Annotated in this window: 22 protein-coding genes; 7 read left to right on the top strand and 15 right to left on the bottom strand. The window is 41.3% G+C overall.

What is annotated here, in order from left to right; translation table 11 throughout:
* The first annotated feature begins 203 nt into the window (after positions 1–203).
* Entirely contained in the window at positions 204–821 is a 618-nt protein-coding gene (locus KOD92_RS26250) for a hypothetical protein (RefSeq protein ID WP_215236583.1), read from the top strand.
* 210 nt (positions 822–1,031) lie between these two features.
* Positions 1,032–1,619: a recombinase family protein gene (locus KOD92_RS26245; protein WP_215236582.1), complete on the top strand. Its 588-nt coding sequence runs from the start codon at positions 1,032–1,034 to the stop codon at positions 1,617–1,619.
* 146 nt (positions 1,620–1,765) lie between these two features.
* Here KOD92_RS26245 and KOD92_RS26240 read toward each other — a convergent pair whose 3' ends face one another.
* On the bottom strand, positions 1,766–3,040 hold the full coding sequence (locus KOD92_RS26240) for an ATP-binding domain-containing protein (protein ID WP_215236581.1): 1,275 nt from the start codon (positions 3,038–3,040) through the stop codon (positions 1,766–1,768).
* Positions 3,037–3,606: a hypothetical protein gene (locus KOD92_RS26235; RefSeq protein ID WP_215236580.1), complete on the bottom strand. Its 570-nt coding sequence runs from the start codon at positions 3,604–3,606 to the stop codon at positions 3,037–3,039. The genes KOD92_RS26240 and KOD92_RS26235 overlap by 4 nt, the downstream gene beginning before the upstream one ends.
* Before the next feature lie 69 nt (positions 3,607–3,675).
* On the opposite strand from KOD92_RS26235, the gene KOD92_RS26230 reads away from it, so the two are divergent.
* Both KOD92_RS26230 and KOD92_RS26225 read left to right on the top strand, forming a co-directional pair.
* The gene (locus KOD92_RS26230) at positions 3,676–6,894 is read left to right on the top strand and encodes a DUF6443 domain-containing protein (RefSeq protein ID WP_215236579.1); all 3,219 of its coding nucleotides are present in this window, start codon (positions 3,676–3,678) and stop codon (positions 6,892–6,894) included.
* Positions 6,894–7,397 carry an Imm26 family immunity protein gene (locus tag KOD92_RS26225; RefSeq protein ID WP_215236578.1) on the top strand — a complete coding sequence of 168 codons (504 nt, stop codon included), beginning with the start codon at positions 6,894–6,896 and terminating at the stop codon, positions 7,395–7,397. Before KOD92_RS26230 ends, KOD92_RS26225 begins: the two co-directional genes overlap by 1 nt.
* Before the next feature lie 1,015 nt (positions 7,398–8,412).
* Here the strand turns inward: KOD92_RS26225 and KOD92_RS26220 are convergent.
* The 9 genes from KOD92_RS26220 to KOD92_RS26180 form a co-directional block, all read right to left on the bottom strand.
* On the bottom strand, positions 8,413–9,117 hold the full coding sequence (locus KOD92_RS26220) for an Ig-like domain-containing protein (RefSeq protein ID WP_215236577.1): 705 nt from the start codon (positions 9,115–9,117) through the stop codon (positions 8,413–8,415).
* A 33-nt stretch (positions 9,118–9,150) separates the two neighbouring features.
* Positions 9,151–10,659, bottom strand: a complete 1,509-nt coding sequence (locus KOD92_RS26215; RefSeq protein ID WP_215236576.1) for a T9SS type A sorting domain-containing protein — start codon at positions 10,657–10,659, stop codon at positions 9,151–9,153.
* Positions 10,660–10,669: 10 nt separating this feature from the next.
* On the bottom strand, positions 10,670–11,326 hold the full coding sequence (locus KOD92_RS26210; RefSeq protein WP_215236575.1) for a hypothetical protein: 657 nt from the start codon (positions 11,324–11,326) through the stop codon (positions 10,670–10,672).
* Between the two features lie 365 nt (positions 11,327–11,691).
* Positions 11,692–12,852 carry a hypothetical protein gene (locus tag KOD92_RS26205; RefSeq protein WP_215236574.1) on the bottom strand — a complete coding sequence of 387 codons (1,161 nt, stop codon included), beginning with the start codon at positions 12,850–12,852 and terminating at the stop codon, positions 11,692–11,694.
* A gap of 62 nt (positions 12,853–12,914) precedes the next feature.
* Positions 12,915–13,403 carry a hypothetical protein gene (locus KOD92_RS26200; RefSeq protein WP_215236573.1) on the bottom strand — a complete coding sequence of 163 codons (489 nt, stop codon included), beginning with the start codon at positions 13,401–13,403 and terminating at the stop codon, positions 12,915–12,917.
* Positions 13,404–13,531: 128 nt separating this feature from the next.
* Positions 13,532–13,924, bottom strand: a complete 393-nt coding sequence (locus KOD92_RS26195; RefSeq protein WP_215236572.1) for a hypothetical protein — start codon at positions 13,922–13,924, stop codon at positions 13,532–13,534.
* Positions 13,925–14,341: 417 nt separating this feature from the next.
* Positions 14,342–14,656, bottom strand: a complete 315-nt coding sequence (locus tag KOD92_RS26190) for a hypothetical protein (protein ID WP_215236571.1) — start codon at positions 14,654–14,656, stop codon at positions 14,342–14,344.
* 38 nt (positions 14,657–14,694) lie between these two features.
* A complete protein-coding gene (locus KOD92_RS26185; protein WP_215236570.1) occupies positions 14,695–15,213 on the bottom strand; it encodes a hypothetical protein in 519 nt (172 codons plus the stop codon).
* A gap of 59 nt (positions 15,214–15,272) precedes the next feature.
* Positions 15,273–15,557, bottom strand: a complete 285-nt coding sequence (locus tag KOD92_RS26180; protein ID WP_215236569.1) for a hypothetical protein — start codon at positions 15,555–15,557, stop codon at positions 15,273–15,275.
* Positions 15,558–15,720: 163 nt separating this feature from the next.
* Between KOD92_RS26180 and KOD92_RS26175 the strand changes: the two genes are divergently transcribed.
* Complete coding sequence (locus KOD92_RS26175; RefSeq protein ID WP_215236568.1) at positions 15,721–16,113, top strand: hypothetical protein; 393 nt, start codon at positions 15,721–15,723, stop codon at positions 16,111–16,113.
* A 1,443-nt stretch (positions 16,114–17,556) separates the two neighbouring features.
* On the opposite strand, the gene KOD92_RS26170 is transcribed toward KOD92_RS26175, so the two are convergent.
* The 3 genes from KOD92_RS26170 to KOD92_RS26160 form a co-directional block, all read right to left on the bottom strand.
* Positions 17,557–18,045 (bottom strand): hypothetical protein, encoded by a 489-nt coding sequence (locus KOD92_RS26170; protein WP_215236567.1) that lies wholly within the window; start codon positions 18,043–18,045, stop codon positions 17,557–17,559.
* A 208-nt stretch (positions 18,046–18,253) separates the two neighbouring features.
* Positions 18,254–19,273 (bottom strand): PDDEXK nuclease domain-containing protein, encoded by a 1,020-nt coding sequence (locus tag KOD92_RS26165; protein WP_215236566.1) that lies wholly within the window; start codon positions 19,271–19,273, stop codon positions 18,254–18,256.
* A gap of 940 nt (positions 19,274–20,213) precedes the next feature.
* The gene (locus KOD92_RS26160; RefSeq protein WP_215236565.1) at positions 20,214–20,813 is read right to left on the bottom strand and encodes a recombinase family protein; all 600 of its coding nucleotides are present in this window, start codon (positions 20,811–20,813) and stop codon (positions 20,214–20,216) included.
* 296 nt (positions 20,814–21,109) lie between these two features.
* Here KOD92_RS26160 and KOD92_RS26155 point away from each other — a divergent pair, with 296 nt between their 5' ends.
* Both KOD92_RS26155 and KOD92_RS26150 read left to right on the top strand, forming a co-directional pair.
* On the top strand, positions 21,110–21,448 hold the full coding sequence (locus KOD92_RS26155; RefSeq protein ID WP_215236564.1) for a winged helix-turn-helix domain-containing protein: 339 nt from the start codon (positions 21,110–21,112) through the stop codon (positions 21,446–21,448).
* 133 nt (positions 21,449–21,581) lie between these two features.
* A complete protein-coding gene (locus tag KOD92_RS26150; RefSeq protein WP_229254886.1) occupies positions 21,582–21,995 on the top strand; it encodes a Plug domain-containing protein in 414 nt (137 codons plus the stop codon).
* A 123-nt stretch (positions 21,996–22,118) separates the two neighbouring features.
* Here the strand turns inward: KOD92_RS26150 and KOD92_RS26145 are convergent, their stop codons facing one another.
* A complete protein-coding gene (locus KOD92_RS26145) occupies positions 22,119–23,240 on the bottom strand; it encodes a glycoside hydrolase family 26 protein (RefSeq protein ID WP_215236563.1) in 1,122 nt (373 codons plus the stop codon).
* Positions 23,241–23,345: the final 105 nt, after the last annotated feature.

The following is a 23,345-nucleotide window of genomic DNA, read 5'->3' as shown; positions in this document are numbered from 1 at the left end:
TTATATTTCTTTGTTCTTATTAAATGTCGGGTATTTTGACACTTACCATCGCTCACGGGTAAACCGGATGACATGTGAACCATAGGCTCAGTATGAGGCTACTAGCCTGGTTAACCTGCCAATTAATCTTGGATTAAAGAAACTTTCATATAACTATGAATTAGAATACGCACAATAGCCTCTTTTAGTGAAAACGAACGCCTATGAAAGCTCTAAGTATCATCTTATTTGTAATTTGTTTAGGGTGTACGAAGCAGCCTTCTTTGCCAGCCAACAGCAAGTTTAACGTGATTAGTGTTTTGAATGACTCTGTATGGTTTGGAACTGGTAAGGCGCTAAGAATTAAGGAGCCTGGGGGAGAAATTGAAAGTGGCCAGAAATTCAATCTTATTGTCTTTACCGACATTGATTATCCTGGTATGGGAGGTGGCCCAAAACCAAATACCAATAATGGATGCATAGATCCCGAATGCACTAGAACTCAGAGCCTGGTAATCTACAATGTTCCCTTAAAAAAGGGCCACTTTAAAGTCGCAAAATTGAACAAACGCAGCCAACAAAAAAATGAGTACGCCAGCATGTCATACATAGGAAATACTGGTGGACTGGTTAACCGTTACGTTTATAAAGGGTTAAAACCTGGATGGATAAAGGTTACAAAATTCGATAAGGACTTAGGGATAGTGGAAGGTCGTTTAGATATTTCATTTAGCCAAGATACTGAATCAGATCTACTAGTATTACGAAATAGAATGCCTGCAACAGCCCGGTTTACTGATGCGCTTTTTCGGATAAAGATCACTGATGTTTTACTGAAGTAGACGTACATATCCTTGGGTGGACAACTTTTCTGTATACCTGGTCAACTGGACCGCGCATAAGACTACTATCGCAAATAACCTCCCTTTTGAGCGACAAGTTGACATATCAACCTACTATATACTTAGTTATACAAAAAGTGTGTTAAATGCCTGTCTCATATTTCTTTGTCGCTTTTTTGTACCTTTGACTGAATAAGTGAGACATACGATATGATTTTTGGCTACGCACGGGTTTCAACCCAAGAACAGAACCTGGACCTTCAAATAGACGACCTCAAAAGGGCAGGGTGCGAGCGCATCTTTCGCGAGAAGGTGTCATCTGTCAAAGAGCGACCAGAGCTTAACAAGCTTTTCGATACGGCCAGGGCAGGGGATACCATCGTTGTCTGGAAGCTCGACCGGTTGGGCCGTTCGCTCAAAGACCTGATCCATTTGGTCAATGAATTCCAGCAAAACCAAGTTGGCTTCCGGAGCCTGAACGATGCTATTGATACGACAACGGCACAAGGCCGGTTGATCTTTAACATCTTTGCTTCATTGGCCGAGTTTGAGCGTGACTTGATCCGTGACCGGACAAAGGCTGGTCTTTCAGCTGCCAGGGCGCGCGGTAGGATGGGAGGGAAGCCTAAGGGGTTAAACAAAGAAGCCCAGTCTAAGGCTCATGCAGCCAAAGCACTTTATGATACGCAGGACAAGACAGTGGCTGAAATTGGCAAAGTTCTTGGCATTAGTAGGGCAACAGTTTACCGATATATTAAAGAGGTGGAGCTTGGGCTTTTACCAGTAAACGCAAAATAATCGTGGTACCAACAATATCTATTTAGTAAAAATTGCTTTTTTTCTGATTGTGATAATCTCTTATACTTCTCTAAGCCCGGAGCTGGAACGCCAGCCATTAATCTAGAAAACATACAGATAGTAATTAGAAATAGACTTTCTAACAGTTAGTTAACAGCAAACGGTGAGCTGCTCAATATTGAAGGGTGCTGCACGAAAACTTTGCACCAATGCTTTGCTCTAGTGACCGCATTATACAGTAGCCGTCTTTTAGCCTCAGAGTTACCTGCTACTGTATATGGCCAAAGAACAATGACTCCATCAAACTCCCTATTTTTAGCTTGGTGAACTGTCATTGCTTTAAAGCCAGTTCTATCATGACTTGCAAAGTTTCGATGGCGAGTAACAATTAAGTTTACTTGTTTGACAATTTCCTCTCTCAGAAATTCATGAGTGCCTTTTACCCTTTTTTGCTTTAATAGCCAACTGCCTACAGATCGACAAATAGCATTGCCCTTAGGATGGTTTTGCCAGAAAGCAACTGCTTCATGATAAGAAAAGATTTCCTGATGGGGTAAGTTTTCAATTAATGAGTCGACCATTGCCAAATCTGACTGTTCCAAACTAATATTATACGGCCCCAACTTCCTTGCTCCGCTAGCATGGCTTTTCACGCGATTAATTACCTGAACTGCGAAACCTCCGGAAAGTGACGGAATGATAATTGCCACGTCTGCCGTTTTACCAAACGCAATTGCATAAGCAACTGCTGCAGCGGCAACGTACAAACCCTGGGTAGCGCTGAATTGAAAATTACGCCGTGAAATCGGTGCTCTTCCCTCGCGTATTGCCAAGGCTGCGTTTAATAAATCGACATCATTAGTTCTATGAACTATAGTTAGACTTGTCGGAGTACACTGTGTATGAAGCCACTCAAATGCAGGATTTGGCCTCAATTTACTATCCAAGCACTGAAATTCGTCTAAGGCTACAAAAATATTTGTGGATTGCGCAATAGATGAAATGAGTAAGGTTCTGATAGCACACAAATCTTGCGCCTCGTCAATAACAACAAATGGATAGCTCATTCGAAACCATGCCTGAACATCAGGTCGAGCTAGTAACTCGCTCGCATTACTACATTGACCATCATAATCATCGTCGGTAGCTACTCCAAGATTTAGATTTCGCTGTAAGGTACCCCATCGCCTGCATATAAACGCCGCTAAGCTATCAACTGTAAGGCAATCAAATCGGCCTCTCAATGAATTTATACCAGAAAGTTTGGTCGATAAGCGTTTTCTGGAGCCATGCATATATGTAAGAGCAAGGATCTTCTGATTAGGTGACATAGGCACCTGCTCGATTTTTTGCTCTAATCTCTGAATGAGCGTAAATGTCTTTCCGCATCCCGCTGGCCCTTCAAACGCTGTCACATTCATGGCTGGAATATTAAGATGTTTTCTCTTGGAGCCACTTCCGGAATAAACAAAGGGTTTTGTACTCCATCAACCGCTGCCCTCAATCCTGCTAAAAGGTTCTGAGCTCTGCGATTAATCGATTGGATCTCATAGACAACTTCCATTATAGCCTCATAAGCAACCATATCCCCCTTTATTCCTCCTGTTGCGCGATCGGCTGATTTTAATAATGCTAAAAATGCGCCCATTGTTGCTGGAAAGTGAGATAACTTGCTGCTCAACATAGTTACGGCGGCAACTTCATCAGCTCGCATTAACCAAACTAAGACATCTTCAATAGTCCAATTTGGCGGCCAACAAAGAATTTTTGTTCCTGGTACCGCCATAGCGTGGATAATATTAGCATAGCCAAGACCAGCGGGATCTCCATCCACGATGCAAGATATCTTCGAATGGACACGCCTCAATGCATTAAAAGTAATTTCGATTGCGGCGTTGTGAGTAGGAATAAGGCCGATATTTACCCCAAAACTTTCCGTACCAACTGGAACCCACCCTTCTCGCAAATCTACAGTGCGACTTAACATTTTTAGCAAGTCAAAATCAATTTTGAAAGTTGCTCCTCGGGTACTGATTGCGGTTGTACAGACTGCGATTTGCCTGCCGTAAAAGATGTGACCAACCCGTCAGTCTCTGAATCAGCTAGTGGTTCAACTAATAGAAATTACATTATTGAGAACACGCATTTAAACTCAGATGGAACTTCTGTCGCGCAGACCATTTCTTACTTGGATGGACTGGGCAGGCCTATGCAACAAGTCAAACGCGAAGCTGGCGGGTATTCGTTTGCAGACCAATCCCAGCAGTCCGATTTGGTACAGCCTATTGTATATGACGCATATGGCAGGGAGCCAAAAAAGTATCTTGCTTATGCAACAGCCGCATCATCAGGAGGATTTGTCGATAATGCTACTTCTCCACAGGAGCAGTACTTTCAAGATGCAGGTAAGACGGGCAATGCTTTTACCGAGATTGCCTATGACAATTCACCCTTAAATAGGGTAATATCTCAAAAGGCACCTGGTAGTAGCGCCGCACAGCAGTTTGTTTACAGGGGCAATTCAGCAAGTGAGATCAAAATACTGACCTATAACTTTTCAACTAATAAAGTCGACGTCTCCAATGCCGCAGCTGGTAAGGTATACGTGACAGAATTCTTAGACGAAAATGGCAACAAGACTACTGAATATAAAGATTTTGAGGGGCGCATTGTTTGTAGGGATGTCTCCACGAAAAAAACGTATTACTGCTTTGATGATTTCGGATTATTGCGGTGTGTAATTCCTCCCAAGGCAGCTTCTGTATTATCCGGCGCCAACTTTGATCCTCTTACCAACGACCTTTTGTTTGCGTATAGCTATGATAGTCGCGGTAGGATGACATCCAAAAAAATCCCAGGTGCAGGTACAACAGCAATGACTTATGATTCCAGGGACAGACTTCTTACAACAACAGATGCTAAGTCACAAGTGGTCACTAACGTATATGATGACCTAAACAGGGTTTCAACAGTTTCCCTGGGTTCGCAGGAGATCACACACAACTACTATGATTCCTATCCTACGGTCACAGGTACCCAGGAAAATTTTGATCTGGCACATGCCTATGCTGTAGCTAAGCTCGCGAATGTAAAGGGAATGTTGGTTGCAGTTGAAAATCGGAATCTTGGAAGTACGATGCTGCGCACTACGACCTATTATGACAATGTTGGCCAGCCGATCCAGGTGGTTTCACAAAACCATAAAAGCGGCTACGACAGGAAGTCAAATAAGCTTGATTTTGCTGGAAGGGAGCTGGAAGCAAAGCTTTCAACGCTTAATAGCCTTGTTGTTGAGACACTGACATCTTATGACAGGGGAGGGAGGATGAAGGCGGTTTGTCAAAAGGTGACCGACGCTAATACAGGTACTAACGGTGCGTACTGGGAGCCTGTCGGTCGGTACAGCTTTAATGGCATAGGCGAAATGGTATCAAAGACGCTGGGCTGTAATATTCAGAAAGTCGACTACACCTATAATATGCGCGGATGGATGACCAGTCTGAATGACCCATCCCAACTTGTAACTGGTAGCGAAACCGATTTCTTTGGGATGACGCTTGGGTATGACAATGTAGGGAACATCCAAACTTCAAATTATCGTTCTGCCCAACGCACAGGTGCTTATGCGGACGCGCCTGTTATAACACCAAAAGACCCATATACATATACATTCACCTATGACAATCTTAATCGGATCAAGACAGGTAATTTGACCAAAACTACTTCATCCGAATCGTCAACAGTTTTTGCGTTGGGTGGATCGGATGCAAACAAAGTAAACTATGATGACAATGGTAATATCGTCAATATGAAAAGGACTTTTAACGGTTCAGTTGTCGATAACCTTGCTTATGCATACACAGCCAACTCTAACAAACTTTCTGGTATTGTTGAGACTGGGACAAGTCCAAGTCCGGCGGCCGGCGAGTTTTTTGGACCAAGTTCAAATTATACATATGACGCAAACGGTAATTTGCTAACTGATTCCGGTAAAGGCATCACTAATATCGTTTATAATTATCTAAACCTTCCTCAGACGATTACAAAGTCCGGACAGGCAATCACTTACAATTATGCAGCTGATGGCACCAAATTAAAAGCAAACTTTGGCGCTGGTAAAGTATATGACTATGTGGCTGGATTGGTATATGTCAACGACAGTCTGGAATTTATTCCAACCGCAGAAGGACGCTTACTTCCACCGCAACGGGCAATTAATCCTGAGTTGAACGGAAGTGTGGCAGCACCTGCAGGTATCACAAACACTTTTTACCGCTACGAGTACCAAATCAATGATCACCTGGGCAATTTGCGGGTAGCCTGCCGGTGCGGAGAAAAATCGGGGGCAACGGGCCCTGGAGATGCCTATCCACCGATTGTTGTACAGGAAAACCATTATGATCCATGGGGATTAGGTCTGCCTTTGAATGCGAATGCGGAGAAGGTGGGCGGAAGCCCGGCGGATAGGTTCAAATTTATCGGAAGGGAGTCTCAAAGAGAAACAAATTGGATAGATTTGCAGGCAAGGTTCTACGATCCGCAGATTGGAAGGTTTTTGGCAGTAGATCCAATTACCGAAACTCAGGAAAATCAGTCTGTTTATCAATACGGTTGGAATAGCCCTATCTTGCGGAGTGATCCCAATGGAAATTTTCCAGTTATAACAGGACTGATTGGTGCCGGGGTTGGAGCTTTGGTTGGTGGCGGGCTTGAAGCGGGATTACAGCTATATAATCATGGAGAAATTCGAAATTGGAATGCGGTTGGCGGAGCAGCTTTACAAGGAGGTATTACGGGCGGAGCAGCAGGTTTAACAGGTGGGACAAGTTTACTGACGGGTGCGGTAGTTTCAGGTGGAGCTAATTCTTTTGGTGGTGCAATAAACAGTGCGATTCAAGGAAAAGCAATTACTGTTCAATCTGTCGCCATAGATGCGGCTGTTGGTGTAGCGGCTGGCATAGGTGGAAAAATATTGGATAATGTTTTATCTAAAGGGGTAGTCTATTTACGTACAGATATGGTAGAAGGAGGCCTGAAACCCTATGTTGGACAGGCAAAAAGTGCAGAACGATATGCTGCAAGGCAAGCCGAACATGCAAGAGCAAATCCAAAAGCTGATTTTGAGTTTCAGAAAATTGATAAAGGAAGGCCTGGAAAAGATTTAAATTTAAAGGAACAAAAAGCTTTGGACGCAAGAGGAGGACCAACGAATAAATCAAATCCAGATGGCGGGACGTCAAATAAAAGGAATGTAATTAGAAAAGAGAAAGGCTAATGAAGAAATTAAAAATCGGAGATTTATTCACGATACCACTTAGTGATGATAAAATTGGCTTTGGGCAAATTATTAAAATTCCAAATAAAAGTAACTTCATTATTGTTGTTTTTAAGCAAGTCTATTCAGGGCAAGACTGGCCTAGTTTGGATGAAATCATTAAGGATGATATTTTATTTTTGGGCTATACCATGGATGCTTTATTATACCACAAATACTGGCAAGTTATTGGAAATAGGCAGTCAAACCTGGATAATGTATTATTGCCTTACTATAAATTAGGCACACCACCTGATGTTCAAATTGTTAGCTACAAGGGAGATAGGTTAAGGAAAGCAAAGGAGAATGAATTTGATAGCTTGGAATATGAAACCGTCGTGGCACCAGTAAGGTATGAAAATGCATTAAAGGCCTACTATAAATTAGAGGAATGGAGAGAAGATTACGATAAACTTCTTTATGAAAGGACGCTTGAAAGTATTGCGATAGTTGATGGAAAATAATATGTGAAGTAGTAAAAAAAGCCAGTCGGGAGAGTATATAGAACTGTGTCGGAATTTGATTTTGGTTATTCAGCCGCCAGAAGACAATTCCTGATCAGACTTCAAGCGGTCACCGGATTAACATTCAGTTGCCCAGGTGCCAGCCGACAATTTTGCGCGTATATGTGCCTAAGATCACCGGCAGGTAAACGAAGTTTGAACGCAGTGGATGTAGGTCATGTTGGCCGCACAGAGTATGTTGGCGCGCTTGTGAATCAGGTTTTTAGCACGGTTAAATACTTGTGATAGCAGTGCTCAGAGTTAGTGGTCCTTATACATTTGCCTTTTCGATAGTAATTGGTGTCTTTCAGTACCTTATGTAGTTTGTCATGTCTAAGTTTTATTGGGTGTCCGCCCAATAAATCCTTTATCAATTGTTGCAGTTGGGCTGTTTCGATATCAGGAATCTGCTGCCGGATCGGTGCTTGAAATACCACCGGTTTAAACGGCAAAGCTGGGCTTATAACAATGTAGAAACGTCTGCTGGATCTGGCCGGCGGTAACAATTTCTGCGAAACGTTTAGACAACATGTCTTTTGAAAAGTAGCAATTTTACTAATCTACATGTTGTTACAAATATATTGTACATGATTATTAGTAACATATTGTGTGTTTTATAACTTTTGTTATGTTAAATAAACAATTTAGTCTTCTCTTTTTCATTCTTCATCCTAGTATGCATCCTTTAAATGTAGATAGGTTGATATTAGAGAATATAACATAAATGATCATTGAAAACCTCATTTTGCACTAGCCGCCAATACACATCACAAGAACAAAGTAACCTTTCAATCAAAATTGTTAATTTTTCGACGCCGGTTAACAGCGGCGTGTTTCATGGAGATAATTCTAGTAATTATACTTCATTTGAATAATTTTCAACCCTTCGTCCATTGGCTGAACATCAATAACCTTAGCTATCCTCACAATTCACCCCTATTACTCAGGCGGCGAGGCATCTAAAATTGCGGGAAAGTCAATGCTGTACTTTCCTCAAACCACCGGAAATTTGGGGCGTATAGGAAATCTTAAATTCATTTTCGTTGGTTTTACCAACATATATAGCCTGGTCGCGTTTATCATTAAGATAATAGTTCATCCCCTCCTCAGTAATATGTGTCGGGTACCTTTCTGTCAAGAACAACTCTGCCTCTTCATAGACCGCCTTGGTGTTAACAAGAACTAAGACCGAAAATTCAAGATTTCCCTGACTGTTCAACTCATAAATAACTTTTTTTACCTTTTCGTTTTCTCCAAAAAAATCTAATCTAGTATGTAGTTTAGAATTCAATGATCGCCTTTCACGTGACAAAATAGCTGCACTTGATATACCTCTTTCAGTGATAGGTTCAGTACACAAAGTACTGTAAGGGGTAACTACAATTTTCGTTTGGCTAAGAAGCTTTCCGTTTTGTTCAGACACGCTTATAATAGACTCACCAACTTTTCTGGCGGTGAACAATCCATCTGCTCTCACTGTCCCGATACTCTCGTCATCAATTTTCCATATGTATGACTTAAAATCCAAAATTTGCGATCCTTGCATGACTTTAAGTTGTCTAGTTTGATCATATTTAAGATCTGGACTACCAACATCGATTGTAGGTACCGGGTCCGTAGTTTTCTCGCGACAAGATCCCGCATATGTTAGTAGTAATATTAACAAAATTATATTTTTCATATATTTTGGAAGATTTAAGTTACTTTGTCCTCATCATTCAAGCTTGATCCTAATCTTTTGGCTCTTCTGGTTAGAATTCGGTTTGGATATAATATTAAGATAATAGATTCCTCTTCGAAGGCTCTTTACATCTAACAATAACTTGTTCCCATCTTGAAACTGTTTTTTCTGAAATATGTCATTCACTGGAACTGAAAGAGCCTCACTGCCGGTAAGTTCGTCAACTAATGTTATGGATTCAGGAAGCAGTTCTAAAATTTCAGTATTTTTTAGTTGGAGGGTTAGCTGTTCTTTTGCGGGGTTTGGGTAAGCCATGAGCATTCCTCCTGATGGGGGAATAGTAAAATACTGTTGCCCGGTTGACCCGCACCCATTCGACAATGATACTGCAACAACGCCACCATTAACGCTACTCACGTAGGCCGCAAAGGAAGTCGGACTTATGCTCGCATCTCCCGATATCACCGTCCAGTTATGATTTGCTGAATACTGCGGATTGACAGAACAGTGCCACAAATTGGTCGTTGGCTCAAAAAGGTATTGATTTGCTCCTGACAGGGCAGGAAGTCCATAGTAAATATACCTTGTAATGGAGGTCGTACTTGACTTTCCGCAAACTGTTGAGTACCCTTTTACATTAAAGCTACCTTGTGCCGAAGCTGTTAAATCTGCAGAAACACTGCCAAGGATCGTTTGTGGCGAATTTGAGTTATTAACTTTTACACCGTCATAAGGCGTCCAAATAAACTTATCAGTGACGGTATTACCTGACGCATTAGCTGATAGTGTCAATTTTTGCGAGGGGTTGCAAAGCAGCCAATACGGATCAGAGGAGCTGAGTCCAGTTACAGTTGGAGATGGCCTTGTAACATCCACCGAAATAAAAGTTTTCGATGTCCCGTCATTTCTCTTTGCTTCGACCCTTATCTTACCTGGGTTACTTTGGTGAGAACTTATGTTAGCACTTGGCGTAGTTGTTGTTATAGGACCGTTCCAACCTGGAGGATATGTCCATGTGTAGGTTACTGCTGACACAGGATCTGATGTAGTAACTGCTGGAAATGAGACCGGTAAGTTGGTAACACCGCAATTCAAAAAGAAAGTTGAATTATGCGAATAGTTTGATCCGGCTATGTTCAACGGCCCCGGAATACTGATATGTTTCACTGATATTGGGGTTTGATATATCAACGGTGTCTGGTCATCTCCATTTTTTCTATAGTAAACAGTGACTTTTATCCATTTCGGATCAGAGCTTCCGGGAGTATTTTCCCATTGGACATTGCTTATCTGTCCATTTTTCGCACTGTATGTTGGGCCTGTTGAGAGAGACGGGCTTGCTCCGGGCGCAAGCCCGTCCAATTCCCAAACGCACTCCAATGCGCTTAGCACTGGGGTTAGTCCTCCTATTTGTGCTTTGTAAGTGTAATTGCTGTAAGGTTCAACTCCGGCAAAAGTGCCACTTATGTAAACGGTTTGTGCCCTTGAATGCGAGTGAATGAAAATCAATGATGCAATGACAAATAAGCAGAGAGTTTTCATAGAGTCATATTTAGAAGTAATAGCTTAAATAAATTACTGATATAGGCATAATTTTGAATGTGATTCCGTTGGTATCTATTGTCGGCACGGCACTCCCCAATGCATTACCGTTCACGTCAAAGTCTTGTGATTTTTCAAAGATATCAGCGTAACTTAATAAGGCAGTAGTTTCAATAGATAATGATATATGGCTTGCTATATAGTATTTTCCGCCTGTGAAAGCAGAAATTCCAAAATCTACAATCCTACCCTTTTGATTGGTATAGGGTGAGGCGCTCGTGCCGGATATTCCAATCAGGACTGTGCTATTTAATTTGTAGTATCGAAAAGATAAATCAGAGCCATAGTAATGGACAAAGCGGTTAAATCTATTTCTTTTTTCGTACCCTAAGTCAAAGGAAGTGGAAAATTCTCTTGGCTGATTAGTGCCCTTTATCGTTGGTGAAGGCATATAATCAATACCTAGGTCAGTGCGCAAGCGTAATGCCCCAGTAGGTGAGATAGCTCTTTTAAAAATTAATCCGTAGGTACTATTTAATCGATCTAGTCTCAAATTACTAAATGGAGACAGTAGGTCTACACCAATTTCGAAACGAGTAGAATCCTCAACAGATTGAGCTGTACCAACGTTGATATCTGTAAACAGAAGCAGCGTAGATACGAGCATTCTAAGCATTAAGCTTTTTCGTAGTTTACCCAACAGGTTGTAGAACTATTTTTGTTGTCAATATTATTTTATAACAACGATATATCCAAAGGTTACAAAAAAATATTCCCAAAATCTTATTTTTTGGTAACAAAAACGTAATACGCATAGGAACTCTCCCAAAGTTTACATTCCAAAATAATATTTAACCAGCAGCGGAGTCGCATTAGGTGTTCAGCACTAGCAAATAAGGATGGAGACAAGGGCTCTGCAGAATTGCAGATATTATTGAAGAATTTAACTTACCCTTTACTTCATAAATTAAATAATCAGTGTGACTGGCTATGGCAGACGATGGTAAATTATCCAAATACACAACTTTCTCCCTAGAAATCAATCACTTTTCGGATCACCTTGTACTCGTCCGCAGCCAGCACATCGATCTTCCCATCTGATGCTATATGAACCTGGTCACGAAACCGTTTTACCCGGGAAAGCATTGGTTCAATGATAGTATTGCTGTGGCTGACAAAGTCATATAGATCTTGCTCACTTGCCGGCAGCTTATATCCGCGCGAGCTGCTGGCAATCAGCACACCTGCATCCCTAAGGGGCGCTATTACCTTGGTTTGAAAGTAATGAAGCGAAACGTTTTTTCCTTTCCGGGCCCTGATATGCTCCATGAGCTCAAAGCTTGTGATATAGCGGACTGGGTCAATATGCCTGAAATGAAAGAGCAGATAGCTCAGGGTGCTCACCTGGTCAATAGCCTGCGGGGCTCTATCGGCTGATTTGCGATGCAGGAAGTCGTTGGCCAGGTTAACGCTCAGCTCAGACAATAGCGGGTCGAAGCTGGGCCCTGGCTGCGGCCGGCTGATCAGGTTATGCTCGAATGCATCGGGCCAAAACCTGATAGTAACCACTTTGCGTTTAAGGACTTCTATAAAGTCAGCCCTTTGATCAGTGATGACTGTCTCATCATAGCAGCGTGCCAGCGTCCCGGCAATGAACCCAGCGGTCTGTACCATCAAACTATCCTGTGCTGCAATAAAACCAAAGGAGGACTCATTGAAAAGGTTGGCGATATGGTTCTGCTGCACATAAGAGACGAACCCTTTCATAAAGGTTTCATCCTGGATCTGGCCTGTGAACATTTCCAGGTCGGGAAAGATCCGGAACAGCTCCCGGTCGGCCAGACCATGCAGGAATTTAAAAAAGGAGCCTTTGTAGCGCAGGCCCTCTCCTATCAGCTGCCGCTTATCTACAATGACAGAAAATATCTGGAAGGGCAACTCTTCGAGGTCTTCCAGGATTTGTTTCCTTTTGATGTGGTCGCTGCTGATCATTTCTGAATCAATCTGACCACCATTGAAGTGGCGCTTGCTCACCGCTTCAAGTACAGGCAAGACGCACGGCACATCAGCTTTGCCAATGACTATCGCACAGACAATAAAATGGGTTGTTGGTAAAATGGCCGAACCTGGCCTTTTAGAGAAATCAAGTGCGTTGTTTCCCCATTCGCTAAGAAAGGCAAAATGATTGTGCATAATATTTAATGCCGGTAACCGGCATTATTATTGACGTATACTGGTTACCGGCAATATTATCTTTACTGTGGAACCTGATCAGAATCTTGCGGGTTTGTTTTTGGCTTGCGGCCCCGTGGCTTTCCGGTATAGGGTACCTTTTCGATAGCCTGCTCAGGAACGATTTCCAAAGCATAGCCAACTGAATCCTCATGCTGAAAGATGGAAGCTGTAAACACATACTTCTGATTGCTGTAGTCGATCCCTCCTTTTGAAAGGATCACATCCAATGGCAGCGAGTAGCCTCGGCCAGTGCGGACGATTGAAAAGGCGCTTTGCTGCTCAGTTGGCACCAGGTAAAGGTTTTTGATCTTGCGCTTGCCACCATCAGTCCCTACCTGAAATTTAGTAGTCTCAGGTTCAATGCCCAATTCTTCAATGGCCGCTGACGGAAACACTATTTTGCCAGCAGCAGAGATATAGCCTTTTGGAAGGGCTTTTGCTTTGGCATTCTTTTCTGCTTGGAGCTCATTTTCCTGCGGTGAGAAAAACCGGATATTTTTAGCTTTCATTTATAGTGCTAATTGGTGAATAATAATGTGCAATATATAAATAGGATAGCAACAAACATGATTTGCACAACTCTGATGATAGTCTGATAATCAACTAAGCCCCTCTGAATACATAATATCTAAGTCGCTTATTTTTTAAGCAGAAAGCTGTGCTCGTTCGCTACTCCGATAATAATCTCACAACAATCCGAGTCAGGTATCGCTTTCCCTCCTTTTGAGACTTCCGAAATCCTGAATTTATCTTGTAAATCCGCATTGATCAGATAGGGGTTTACGAGTTGAACGTTCTTATGGCGTCCTTGTTTGACCAAATTTAGCTGGTAACCATTTTCTTTACTATAACCGATTGCCAGCGTATCAGCCTTGGATGGATACTTACCACTCACTTTAACAACAGCCATCTTTGCGCCAATAATCGCTTTCTTATTCTCGTCTCCTACAAACCCAAATATGTGGGTGCGCCTCTGACAACTGGCAGATAACAAGCTAATAGCCAATACAAAAAATACTATCTTTCTCATACCCGATTTAAATATTCTTGAGACATGATATTTACCTCGCATATTGCAAAAAAATACGGTCGAAATGGAAAAGAAAAAGCGCTTTAACTTTTGGATCAAACTAGCCGCCACATCCCTTGATATTATAAGCTTGATACGCCTTGCCTTTTTATAAGCTTGATACGTCTTATCTCACTATTTTGGGAAGCACCGGATCTGATGCTGTTATACCTTATATTCCAGGATTTTGCTGATTATTTGCTACAAAACACTGCTCTTGTAACAAGGATCAATTCGCCTTTCTATACTGTCAACGTATATTTCCAAGATGGGACTCACCACCAGCTGTGGGTTTTTCACATCTGTTAGTAATTTCTCAGAGATTTTATATTTGAATTGAAGTTGCGTAGGATCCTCAGACCCTCCTGCTAATCAGCATTATGATTCAAGAAAGAAACCATAAACATATTCATTTCCATTGATATCATTCTTAAACATGATGCCATATTTACATTTACCTTCAAGAACATCATTAGGAACAAATTCAGCAATAGTCGCGTCATTTAAGGTATGCCGGATCCCTCCTGTGGTTATTGTCGCAGAACAATTAACCTGATTATCGTCCAACTGTACTTTACACGTTCCAATGTTGTCAGGTAATACCGAGTTATTATTTCCCAACCAATACAGACGATATTCTTCCTTGGTAATCAATTCAGCCTTCTGTGTTGTAACCGTAAAATTAAACTCCATTTTTGATCAATTTACTTTTTTAATAAGAATACCATCGTTCAAAATATCTTAGAAATTAATATGATTATCAGGATGACGACTACAACAACTGCAATCATTAAAATTCCGTTTTGCTGATTGGAATCACTTCCGGGTACAAAAGTTTCTGATTTTGGTAAGTCATTATAAAATCTGTCTACCCCTCTTCGAGCAAATGTGGTGGGGTCATTTAATTGTAAAATTGAATTAGCCAATGCACGGTTGCCATTTTCGTAAGCAGACACAAAGTCCCGATGCCAATCCTCTTTAAGTAAATGGAATGACGTAGTTTGTATTGTGACCCCATTTCTAATCTGGTCAGCTTCAACCTTTGGATTCCAGAAGTTTCCGCATGAAAGACAAGTAATTTCTATTTTGGAGCTCCCATGAACCCCTGCAAGAGCTCCTAACGGACCAACAGCAACTGTTCCCGCGACAGCTTTCCCCAGACTAAAACCTTTTTTATTCGCCGTTATCTGCGTAGATCCGCACTTTGGACATTTAACTTCGTTTGCCATAAGAGAAGAAAATTCTTTCATAATCAAGGTATGCATATTATATCCTTTTCCAAGAACCTTACCTTATGGAATAGATGTGTTTAAGCTGCTTTAACAATCGGTACATTGACGTGCGGTGCCATTTTTGACCATTGTTCCTGAAGGTTTGCACAACCCGCCTGTTCCATCTCGCCAAAGATCCCGCGTACTATTGTAAAGCCTTCGGCTATTAGTTCGTCGATAATAGAGCGCATAGGGTCTGCGAACTGATCGGCATCTTCCGCATTCTTCTTGCTTTCAATCTCCGGGCCGTGCTTACCAATGTCTCCACAAGTAGTAACGTGCTTTCCAAGACTTTGATCATCCTTTATGATAGAGGTTGTCAAGAAAACGACAACGACTCTCTGGCTATCGAAGTGGAATAAGTCTGGTAAGATTTTTCAGTGTTAGGTCTGTCAATAGGAATAGCCGGTGTTAAGGTGGGAGATAGGATTTTCACACTTGAAGAATGGGAAAAACAGTTTGACACCAAATCAACCAGGTAATGCAATGAAAGCTCTTAAGAAAATAGTATACATACTTTTGGCACTGTCTCTTCTTCCGGTACTTACTACCTACTTTGCTTATGGCAAAAAATTAGAAATGGTTTTCTTTGCTGTAACCGTTCTGTTTGTTATAGGACTGCTTTACCTCATATTTGCGACGTCAAAGCGAGTTGCTGTGTTAGTACTTATCCTTGGAGCTGGCATTTTTGTTATACAACTTACCCAATTGAATGAACTGTGGTTCAACAATGAAGGTGGCGATCTGAGAGTGCCAATAGCCATCAGTCTACAAAGTATTTTTACTGTGATTGTCCTTGGTCTTCTTATGAGAGATAATAAGGTCTTAAGCAGTAAAAATAGGCTAGATAAGGCAAAGGAGGTAGTTTCAAAGGGTTAAGATCTGCTTTTGTGAATTGGTCGGTTTTCATCGTTCTGCTTTTTAGCTGGCCCTCCACCGTTGGAGAACGATGCCAGGCAGGCGCAAGGCCAAAGGCAGGAATGGCAACACCAACACGGGAGCGGAGCGAATGGAGCGGGCAGCGTGAGTGACGACCAGTCTGCTTTGTGCAACTTGTATTGTTTTCCTAGGTATGGGCCAGATTAGAAGCAGGTGAAAGCTGTAGCTTAATGTGCTGAAAGTTTTGGATAGAATTACTTAACAGCGTAGAGTTGCTGGTGTGAGACTTTAATAGCAATCATAACGCCTGCTATATACGTTACACACATAACTCTTTCTACACACCGACAGACTAATAAATCCATATATTAGCATCATAACATAGTAAGTGCAATGGAAAAATTGAGCTTTCATGATACAATTCGAATGTATCTTCCTGGCCTTCTGCTCTGTGGAATTATGTATGTTCTTCATGTTGGAACTTTGAGAGACAGTTCTATGGTAGCAATTCCAGCGCTATTCATTGGATTGTTACTAGAGTCGGTATTTCGACCATTAAATGACGTCTATTTTTATTATCTTACACGTACCTACGGATGGCGTGATCATAATCGCGAGCTCACCTTTTACATCGGCGTGAAAGAAAGACTAATTTATCAACTGCACCAGCGAGAACTAAACGAACACATTATTTCAGTCCACCAGCTGAATAGAAAGCAGCTAAGCTCCGTTTGTGCCTCCTTATTATTGCGGCAATATACCTCAGAGAAATTATTTTTCTTTAGATCTCCCAAATCTTTCGGAATTCTGTTTTTTAACAGTACTCTCGTCATGCTAGCTATTTGCTTTATTCTATTCTTCAGTTTATTTAAAATTGTTCCAGAACCAATATTAAACGTTTCTGAGGAATGGCAGTCTGTTCTACTGACAATATTTATTTGGATAGCAGCTATATGTTTTAATTTTAGTAGGGCATTTTATACTCGTTCTTTAAAACTTGAATTAAAGTTTTGGTCGTTTTTGACTTGGGAGGAACTGCAATCAATTTGCGACCTAGTGCGCCTAGTCTATCAGTTTGAGCGCAATTCTAATTGTTTAATATACAGTAATAGGCATTAACAACACTTTTAGGGGTGCGGGCAGGAGCTGTGAATAGGGGGAATGGATGCGTAGGCTGCTGGAACATGTTGTCGGAAATCTTACATCAAGACCCAGATCGGTTGCTAAACTACACGCTGGAATCTTACTCCTCTGCCACTTTTCTCATCAAGTTCAAAGGTATCCGCAAGCCGGGGATATTTCAGTGAACATAAGGCCTAACATACAACAAAATATTATTTGGTTAGCATAGCTGGAACACTCCTTCAAAGGTTTTGTAAACTACGATTGTAGCAGAAAATTTGAAGTACACATGCTCTAAGTAGGTGGTTTCTCATAGTTACGTCAGTTTTCATAATTAATAATAAGTTTGACCTTTGTTTTGTCGGAAATTTTTGGAATGATAGCAAAGAACTTTGTGTAGCCCGATTCGGGAAGATATTGGTGATATTTTAAGGTGATGCTATAAGTTATTTCCTCTCGCTTACAGTCGCTAGTTACTTCCTGCCGAATCAAATTAGCCCGTTGGCTGGAATATATACGACCGGCAAGCAACGTCTTCTCTTTAAAATCTATCCTAGCGTTTACCCTGGAAAGATCAAGAGATTGTTCTAATTCAGATCGAGATCGGATAACCCGCTGAATGACCTTATCAGCGTCTTTAACATTCATAAAAGAAACTAACTCTCCATTCATTAGCTCTTGATATTCTACGAGGCCGTCTTTACATGTAATAACATAGGGATCTTCTTTGCAGCCTGCTACTAAAAAGGTCACAAAGGTCATAAACAAGCTTATCCTCAGTAAGCCTCTAAAGGGCTTTGATTTCACCATGTACACGCATTATTTAAAATTAATTATTGGCAAGTAGTCTTTTGGATCTAATCGGCTTGGTCAATTAGGTAATGTTACTCATATAGGTAATTTCCATAACGGCTGTTATGCGAGGTTGAGTATTGAAGAACCATCAAATAGAAAAAAAAGCATTTACTGTTTTGAAATGCTTTTTTTATGGTAATAAGTGAGATGAAACTTCGTGAGGTTAGCTCTTAGAGTTTAAGAGGTTACTTAATTCCTCTTTGCTTGGCAAAACTGTTTCATAGCGACTAGCGAAAATTTGATCGTTGTTTTCAGGTAAGGTTAGTTCCACTAACAAATCACTCTTCTTCTGACATAGGATGATTCCAATAGTTTTATTCTCGTCGTCAAGTTTGATTTGACGGTCATAGTAGTTGACATACATCTGCATCTGGCCAATATCCTGATGCTGTATCTCCCCTATTTTCAAGTCGATAATGACAAAGCATTTCAGCAAACGGTTGTAAAACACCAAATCTGCATAGAAATGCCTATCCGTAAAAGTGATTCTTTTTTGACGGGCTACAAAAGTGAACCCTTTACCGAGTTCAAGAAGAAAATGCTCCAACTTATCAATTAGTGCATTTTCTAAGTCACTCTCCGAATAACTGAAATGTTCCTTTAGATGCAGAAATTCTAAAATATATGGATCCTTAATCGCATCAGCTGGACCCTCCATCAACTGCCCCTTTTCAGATAAGCGCTTCACCCCTACCTTATCTGTACTCAGTGCCAATCGCATGTACAGACCTGAGTCATATTGCCTCTTCAACTCCCTGATGCTCCAATTGTTTTCGATTGACTCGATTTCATAAAACCTTCTTTCTTCAATGTTTTTGATAGAAATCAGATTTAAATAATGCGACCAGCTCAGTCTGAAAGCTGGCGTTTCTCTGATGGAATCAGCATTATCTGCTTGGAATTCCGCAGACACTGTCTGCGGAATTGGATATTCAAGATAAAACGTCCTCATTTGCTCCAAATTTCTTTGGGAAAATCCTTTACCAAACTCAGACAGCAAAGACTCAGATAGTGTTTCTATGAGCGCTTTCCCATAATCAGCTCGGGTATTGCCTTGCTGATCCTCTTCCACTATACGTCTTCCTATCAACCAGTACGCAGTTACCATTGTAACGTTTATACTCTGGTAGGCTCGGTTCCGCGCTTCACGTATGATATTCTGAATATCAACTATTACTTGCATTATTTATTAGATAAAATGTAGCCAGTTAACCAATTGTGAATACAGCGTATTCGCAATTTTCCTGGTAAGTTAATATGTCAATAAGGCAAGGCAAAATAAATTTGTGGAGTTGATAAGTCACTCAGTACATCGATTCCACACGGTATTCTCAAAGGAGACGATATCAGGAGCTACTACCAACTCAAATGTTGCGACACTGTCGCAATGGTATAATCGACTAAATTGAGGCAGTATCCCGATATGGCATTTTAAGAACGTCCGCTTGTAAAATGCCATAAGGGTTTATCTAAGCACACCCTCATGTCTTGAACAAATTCCCACAATTAGGTTTTCATCTAATCGCTCAAAAGTACCTCGACATATTGTCAATTCACATGTCTCGCTACTAAATCAATACCTGAACAAAAATCAAGCGATATATGCTGCACCTGACCAAATTTTTTCCAGTCAATTATTGCAATTAGAATTTTCACATGAAGTTTCTATACAAAATAAAAACAACCAAACCTAGGGTAGCAAATATTGACAAATAAGCATGATTTTTATTTTCTTTTGAGTCTTTCTTCAATGTGAATGCCGTTAAAATTATTGCTCCAGCTATGACTCCTATTGAGATCCAAAGACTTTTAAATGAAATTATATTTAAGGCCAAAATAAAAAATAAAATTAATTGTATCGTTTTCTTAGTTTTAGTTATCCTATTATTATTCATAGTAATGTTGTTTAGGCTGGCTATATAATGCATTTTTTAGCGAATACAGATAGTCATTGTTAATCCGCACGAAAAGGTTAATCCGTTTGCAGCGTAGTAAACCCCTCTAATCAGAAATAGTTAAGGAAAATAGGTTCATTTTTCAAAAAAATCTTCATTCCCCAAGACATTTGAAATTCTTATAAGGCGAACAAATCAAATTACTATACAAAGCAATAGCACTCAAACTTATTTTATGGTTCTCACCCACCCTTCAATCTCAATTCCCTCATGCCTCAAATAATTATAGAGCGTCGCCTTGCTACCAATTTTCAATTGCTCACATATTTGCATAGTAGTGTATTTTTTACTTTGATATAACGTAGCGGCCAAACTTGCTAACTCTTTTGACTTTTTGGTAAGTCCCTTTGGCCTACCTCCTACCCTTCCACGAGCCCTAGCAGCTTCCATGCCAGCTAAAGTGCGTTCCATCAATATCTCTCGTTCATTTTCAGCAAAGACCGAGCTGAGCATATACCATAAACGGCCCATTTTGGTAGAAGTGTCTATTCCTTCAGAAATACTCCGGAAGTCCACTCCCATTTCTTTCCATTCGACCATGAGCTTTATAAGCTCATAAGTTGTTCTGCCCAGTCGGTCAATTCGCCAGACGACTATGACATCCCCTTTTCGCAGCTCTGAAATCATCTTTAAATATTCTGGTCTTTGGGAAGAAGCGCCTGAAATCTTTTCATGATAAATTTTCTCACAACCCGCCTTCTTAAGAGAATCAAATTGAAGATCCTGGTTTTGCTCGGTCTTAGAAACCCTTATGTATCCAATCACCATTCCAATAGTACAGTTTAACATGCCAATTTGTAATATACAGTAATTTGTTTTAGTGTACCACTAAAATGTAATTTAAAATGGCAGAAAAAGGGCATTTTGAGAACTAGAAGGGAAGAAAAACTAGAGGCGCTGAGAGTACATAAATACCACCGAATTTTTAGACAGCTCAAAGCGGTTACATATTTAAAGTGACCAGATTCCGCAGATTCGTGATCATGCCAGGTTGCATAATACGCGAGTTATATGGATTTGGAACTTAGCTTTGCGGATTGAGATTTAATTGTGAGCATTGAGATATGAACCGAAAAACTGAGATACGTATACGCCACTGGGTTTTTATTGAAGAAACAAAATTCTTCGGACCCGGACGCTACGAACTGCTTGAACACATTGCCGAAACTGGCTCAATTGCCAAGGCCGCAACTGCAATGGGGCTCTCGTATAAGAAGGCCTGGGCGATGGTCGATGCTATGAATACGCTTGGAACTAGTCCATATGTGCTTACCCAAAAGGGCGGAACGCATGGAGGTGGGGCAATCATTACGGAGACAGGGAAGCAGGTTATGGAAGCTTATAAGAGGCGGACGAAAAACTTATGGAAGTTGCCAGAGCAGAAAAAGACCTCCTATCCGTGATCTGACATTAAACTTTAATATGGAGTTATGACACGACTCTTTATATTTGCGATATGTAAACAAATACATATCGATTTAATGAGATCATTTCTACCCCATTTAATATTAACTCTTTGTCTCCCAATACTGACCCATGGTCAGCAAATACTGGATTCAGCCAACACTAGCAGGACTTTTCAACTTGGGGAAGTCAGGATTTCGGGATTATCAGGCAAGGATAGTAATAGTGTGCTCTCCTACCAACGCATCGAAAAATTTAACCGCACCGATCTTTTCCAATGCACTCAACATCCTGCCAGGTGTGAGCATTGCTAATGTTGGCCAAAGAAATGAATCCGTGGTTTACGTGCGCGGGTTTGACTTGCGCCAGGTGCCGGTGTTCATCGATGGCGTTCCGGTTTACGTTCCTTATGATGGCTATGTGGATATGGGGCGCTTCACCACTTTTGATCTTGCCGAAATTAATGTTTCAAAAGGCTTCGCATCGATCCTTTATGGTGCCAACACCAAAAAGTTCGTCCATGATTTGCGCTGCCTGGCTCTGTGAGATCGATCCAAACAACTCAACAAACTGCTCATGCTCGCCAGGCAGATGTTGGTTTCGAATTTACTTTTTAAAAAATTTCAGATGGTCCATTCTCTCCATTTCCTGAGCGTGTAAACATTAATCCTATCTGCTATATATATTCTTTAAATCGCCTTCAAACATCGTGTAGTCGTGGTCATAAAACATTTTGAAATCCGGTACGGCCGGATGCCCGGGAAACGGCGCGTAATAATGGGTGGGACTTTTGGTATCATTGCGCCAAACGAGCACGTAAGCCAGATTCAACTTGTTCTTTTGGAGTACTTTAAGTAGCACATCCGTATACCAAACCGGATTCACGATGGATTCAAGACCCGTCTCGGTAAAAGCGGCGAGCTTTTTGTTTTCCAATGCAAAGTCATTTACGATTTTGAGTTTTTTAATAGCCTGCTCCAAATTGTACTTGCCATCTCGGCCCATATCTCCGTAATTATCCATTCCTACGAGGTCTACCCATTCGTTACCCGGATAGCGCTCGGTGAATTCTGCGACGCTGTTGAATTTGTTATCCGGGGAAAACGCGTAAATCAGGTTATGAACATCCAGACTATCCCTCAGATAACCAGCAGTAAATTGCCACAATGACTTGAATTCATCCGGCGTGCAATGTGATTTGCCCCACCAGAACCAGTCCCCGTCAAACTCGTGATACGGCCTGAAAATAAGGGGGATCTGCCCTCCATTGGCTCCTTTTAGACTTTTGAACCAGCCCGCTAATCTCTGCAAAATGAGCTTGTAATCCTGATGGTTTTTTCCTCCCGGAACAATGTATTTAACCGCTGGCAACGAAACCGAATCCTTCCAGTAAAAACCACCGCCCGAAACCGGATTAGAAAAATGCCAGGAGATGGTGGTAATTCCACCACGAGCATAGGTATCAGTAACCAGTTTTTTCAAACGCTCCTGACTTTTCTCTATGGACTCGGCAGACCTGCCAGTCAATGGCGCAATGTCCACACCAATTACCGCCGGGTGCGAGCCAACGACTGATTTCACGTCCGATCGGCCTGGTTCGTCACGCCAGCCATGTCCATAATCCGTTGCATCCTGGTGTCCAAAAAGTGTATGTTTTTTGGCTAGCTCGTGCATATTCCTGTAAAGTGCAGCGGTCTCCCGTGTAGCCTTTGGATCGATTAGCTTTTGAGCCCAAGACAGGGAAAATGATGCAATGAAAAGTGCTGTAAAAACGATTGTTATTCTATTCATGTGAATTAATGTATACTAAAATATATATCAGGCTTTGAAATAAACAGGTTAAGACCATTTTCATCAAAACAGGCCACTCGGACGGACCACACAACTCGATAGCGG

Origin of the sequence: Dyadobacter linearis, from assembly GCF_907165045.1 — a bacterium.
GTDB lineage: Bacteria > Bacteroidota > Bacteroidia > Cytophagales > Spirosomataceae > Dyadobacter > Dyadobacter linearis.
Note: the sequence above shows the minus strand (reverse complement) of the source record. Positions and strands in the feature narration are given on the sequence as shown.

Excerpts from the sequence above, each read along its gene's own strand:
- KOD92_RS26250 (WP_215236583.1), top strand. The coding sequence starts at position 204 with ATGAAAGCTCTAAGTATCATCTTATTTGTAATTTGTTTAGGGTGTACG.
- KOD92_RS26245 (WP_215236582.1), top strand. The coding sequence starts at position 1,032 with ATGATTTTTGGCTACGCACGGGTTTCAACCCAAGAACAGAACCTGGAC.
- KOD92_RS26240 (WP_215236581.1), bottom strand. The coding sequence starts at position 3,040 with ATGAATGTGACAGCGTTTGAAGGGCCAGCGGGATGCGGAAAGACATTT.
- KOD92_RS26235 (WP_215236580.1), bottom strand. The coding sequence starts at position 3,606 with ATGTTAAGTCGCACTGTAGATTTGCGAGAAGGGTGGGTTCCAGTTGGT.
- KOD92_RS26225 (WP_215236578.1), top strand. The coding sequence starts at position 6,894 with ATGAAGAAATTAAAAATCGGAGATTTATTCACGATACCACTTAGTGAT.
- KOD92_RS26220 (WP_215236577.1), bottom strand. The coding sequence starts at position 9,117 with ATGAAAAATATAATTTTGTTAATATTACTACTAACATATGCGGGATCT.
- KOD92_RS26215 (WP_215236576.1), bottom strand. The coding sequence starts at position 10,659 with ATGAAAACTCTCTGCTTATTTGTCATTGCATCATTGATTTTCATTCAC.
- KOD92_RS26210 (WP_215236575.1), bottom strand. The coding sequence starts at position 11,326 with ATGCTCGTATCTACGCTGCTTCTGTTTACAGATATCAACGTTGGTACA.
- KOD92_RS26205 (WP_215236574.1), bottom strand. The coding sequence starts at position 12,852 with ATGCACAATCATTTTGCCTTTCTTAGCGAATGGGGAAACAACGCACTT.
- KOD92_RS26200 (WP_215236573.1), bottom strand. The coding sequence starts at position 13,403 with ATGAAAGCTAAAAATATCCGGTTTTTCTCACCGCAGGAAAATGAGCTC.
- KOD92_RS26195 (WP_215236572.1), bottom strand. The coding sequence starts at position 13,924 with ATGAGAAAGATAGTATTTTTTGTATTGGCTATTAGCTTGTTATCTGCC.
- KOD92_RS26190 (WP_215236571.1), bottom strand. The coding sequence starts at position 14,656 with ATGGAGTTTAATTTTACGGTTACAACACAGAAGGCTGAATTGATTACC.
- KOD92_RS26185 (WP_215236570.1), bottom strand. The coding sequence starts at position 15,213 with ATGAAAGAATTTTCTTCTCTTATGGCAAACGAAGTTAAATGTCCAAAG.
- KOD92_RS26175 (WP_215236568.1), top strand. The coding sequence starts at position 15,721 with ATGAAAGCTCTTAAGAAAATAGTATACATACTTTTGGCACTGTCTCTT.
- KOD92_RS26170 (WP_215236567.1), bottom strand. The coding sequence starts at position 18,045 with ATGGTGAAATCAAAGCCCTTTAGAGGCTTACTGAGGATAAGCTTGTTT.
- KOD92_RS26165 (WP_215236566.1), bottom strand. The coding sequence starts at position 19,273 with ATGCAAGTAATAGTTGATATTCAGAATATCATACGTGAAGCGCGGAAC.
- KOD92_RS26160 (WP_215236565.1), bottom strand. The coding sequence starts at position 20,813 with ATGGTGATTGGATACATAAGGGTTTCTAAGACCGAGCAAAACCAGGAT.
- KOD92_RS26155 (WP_215236564.1), top strand. The coding sequence starts at position 21,110 with ATGAACCGAAAAACTGAGATACGTATACGCCACTGGGTTTTTATTGAA.
- KOD92_RS26150 (WP_229254886.1), top strand. The coding sequence starts at position 21,582 with ATGGTCAGCAAATACTGGATTCAGCCAACACTAGCAGGACTTTTCAAC.
- KOD92_RS26145 (WP_215236563.1), bottom strand. The coding sequence starts at position 23,240 with ATGAATAGAATAACAATCGTTTTTACAGCACTTTTCATTGCATCATTT.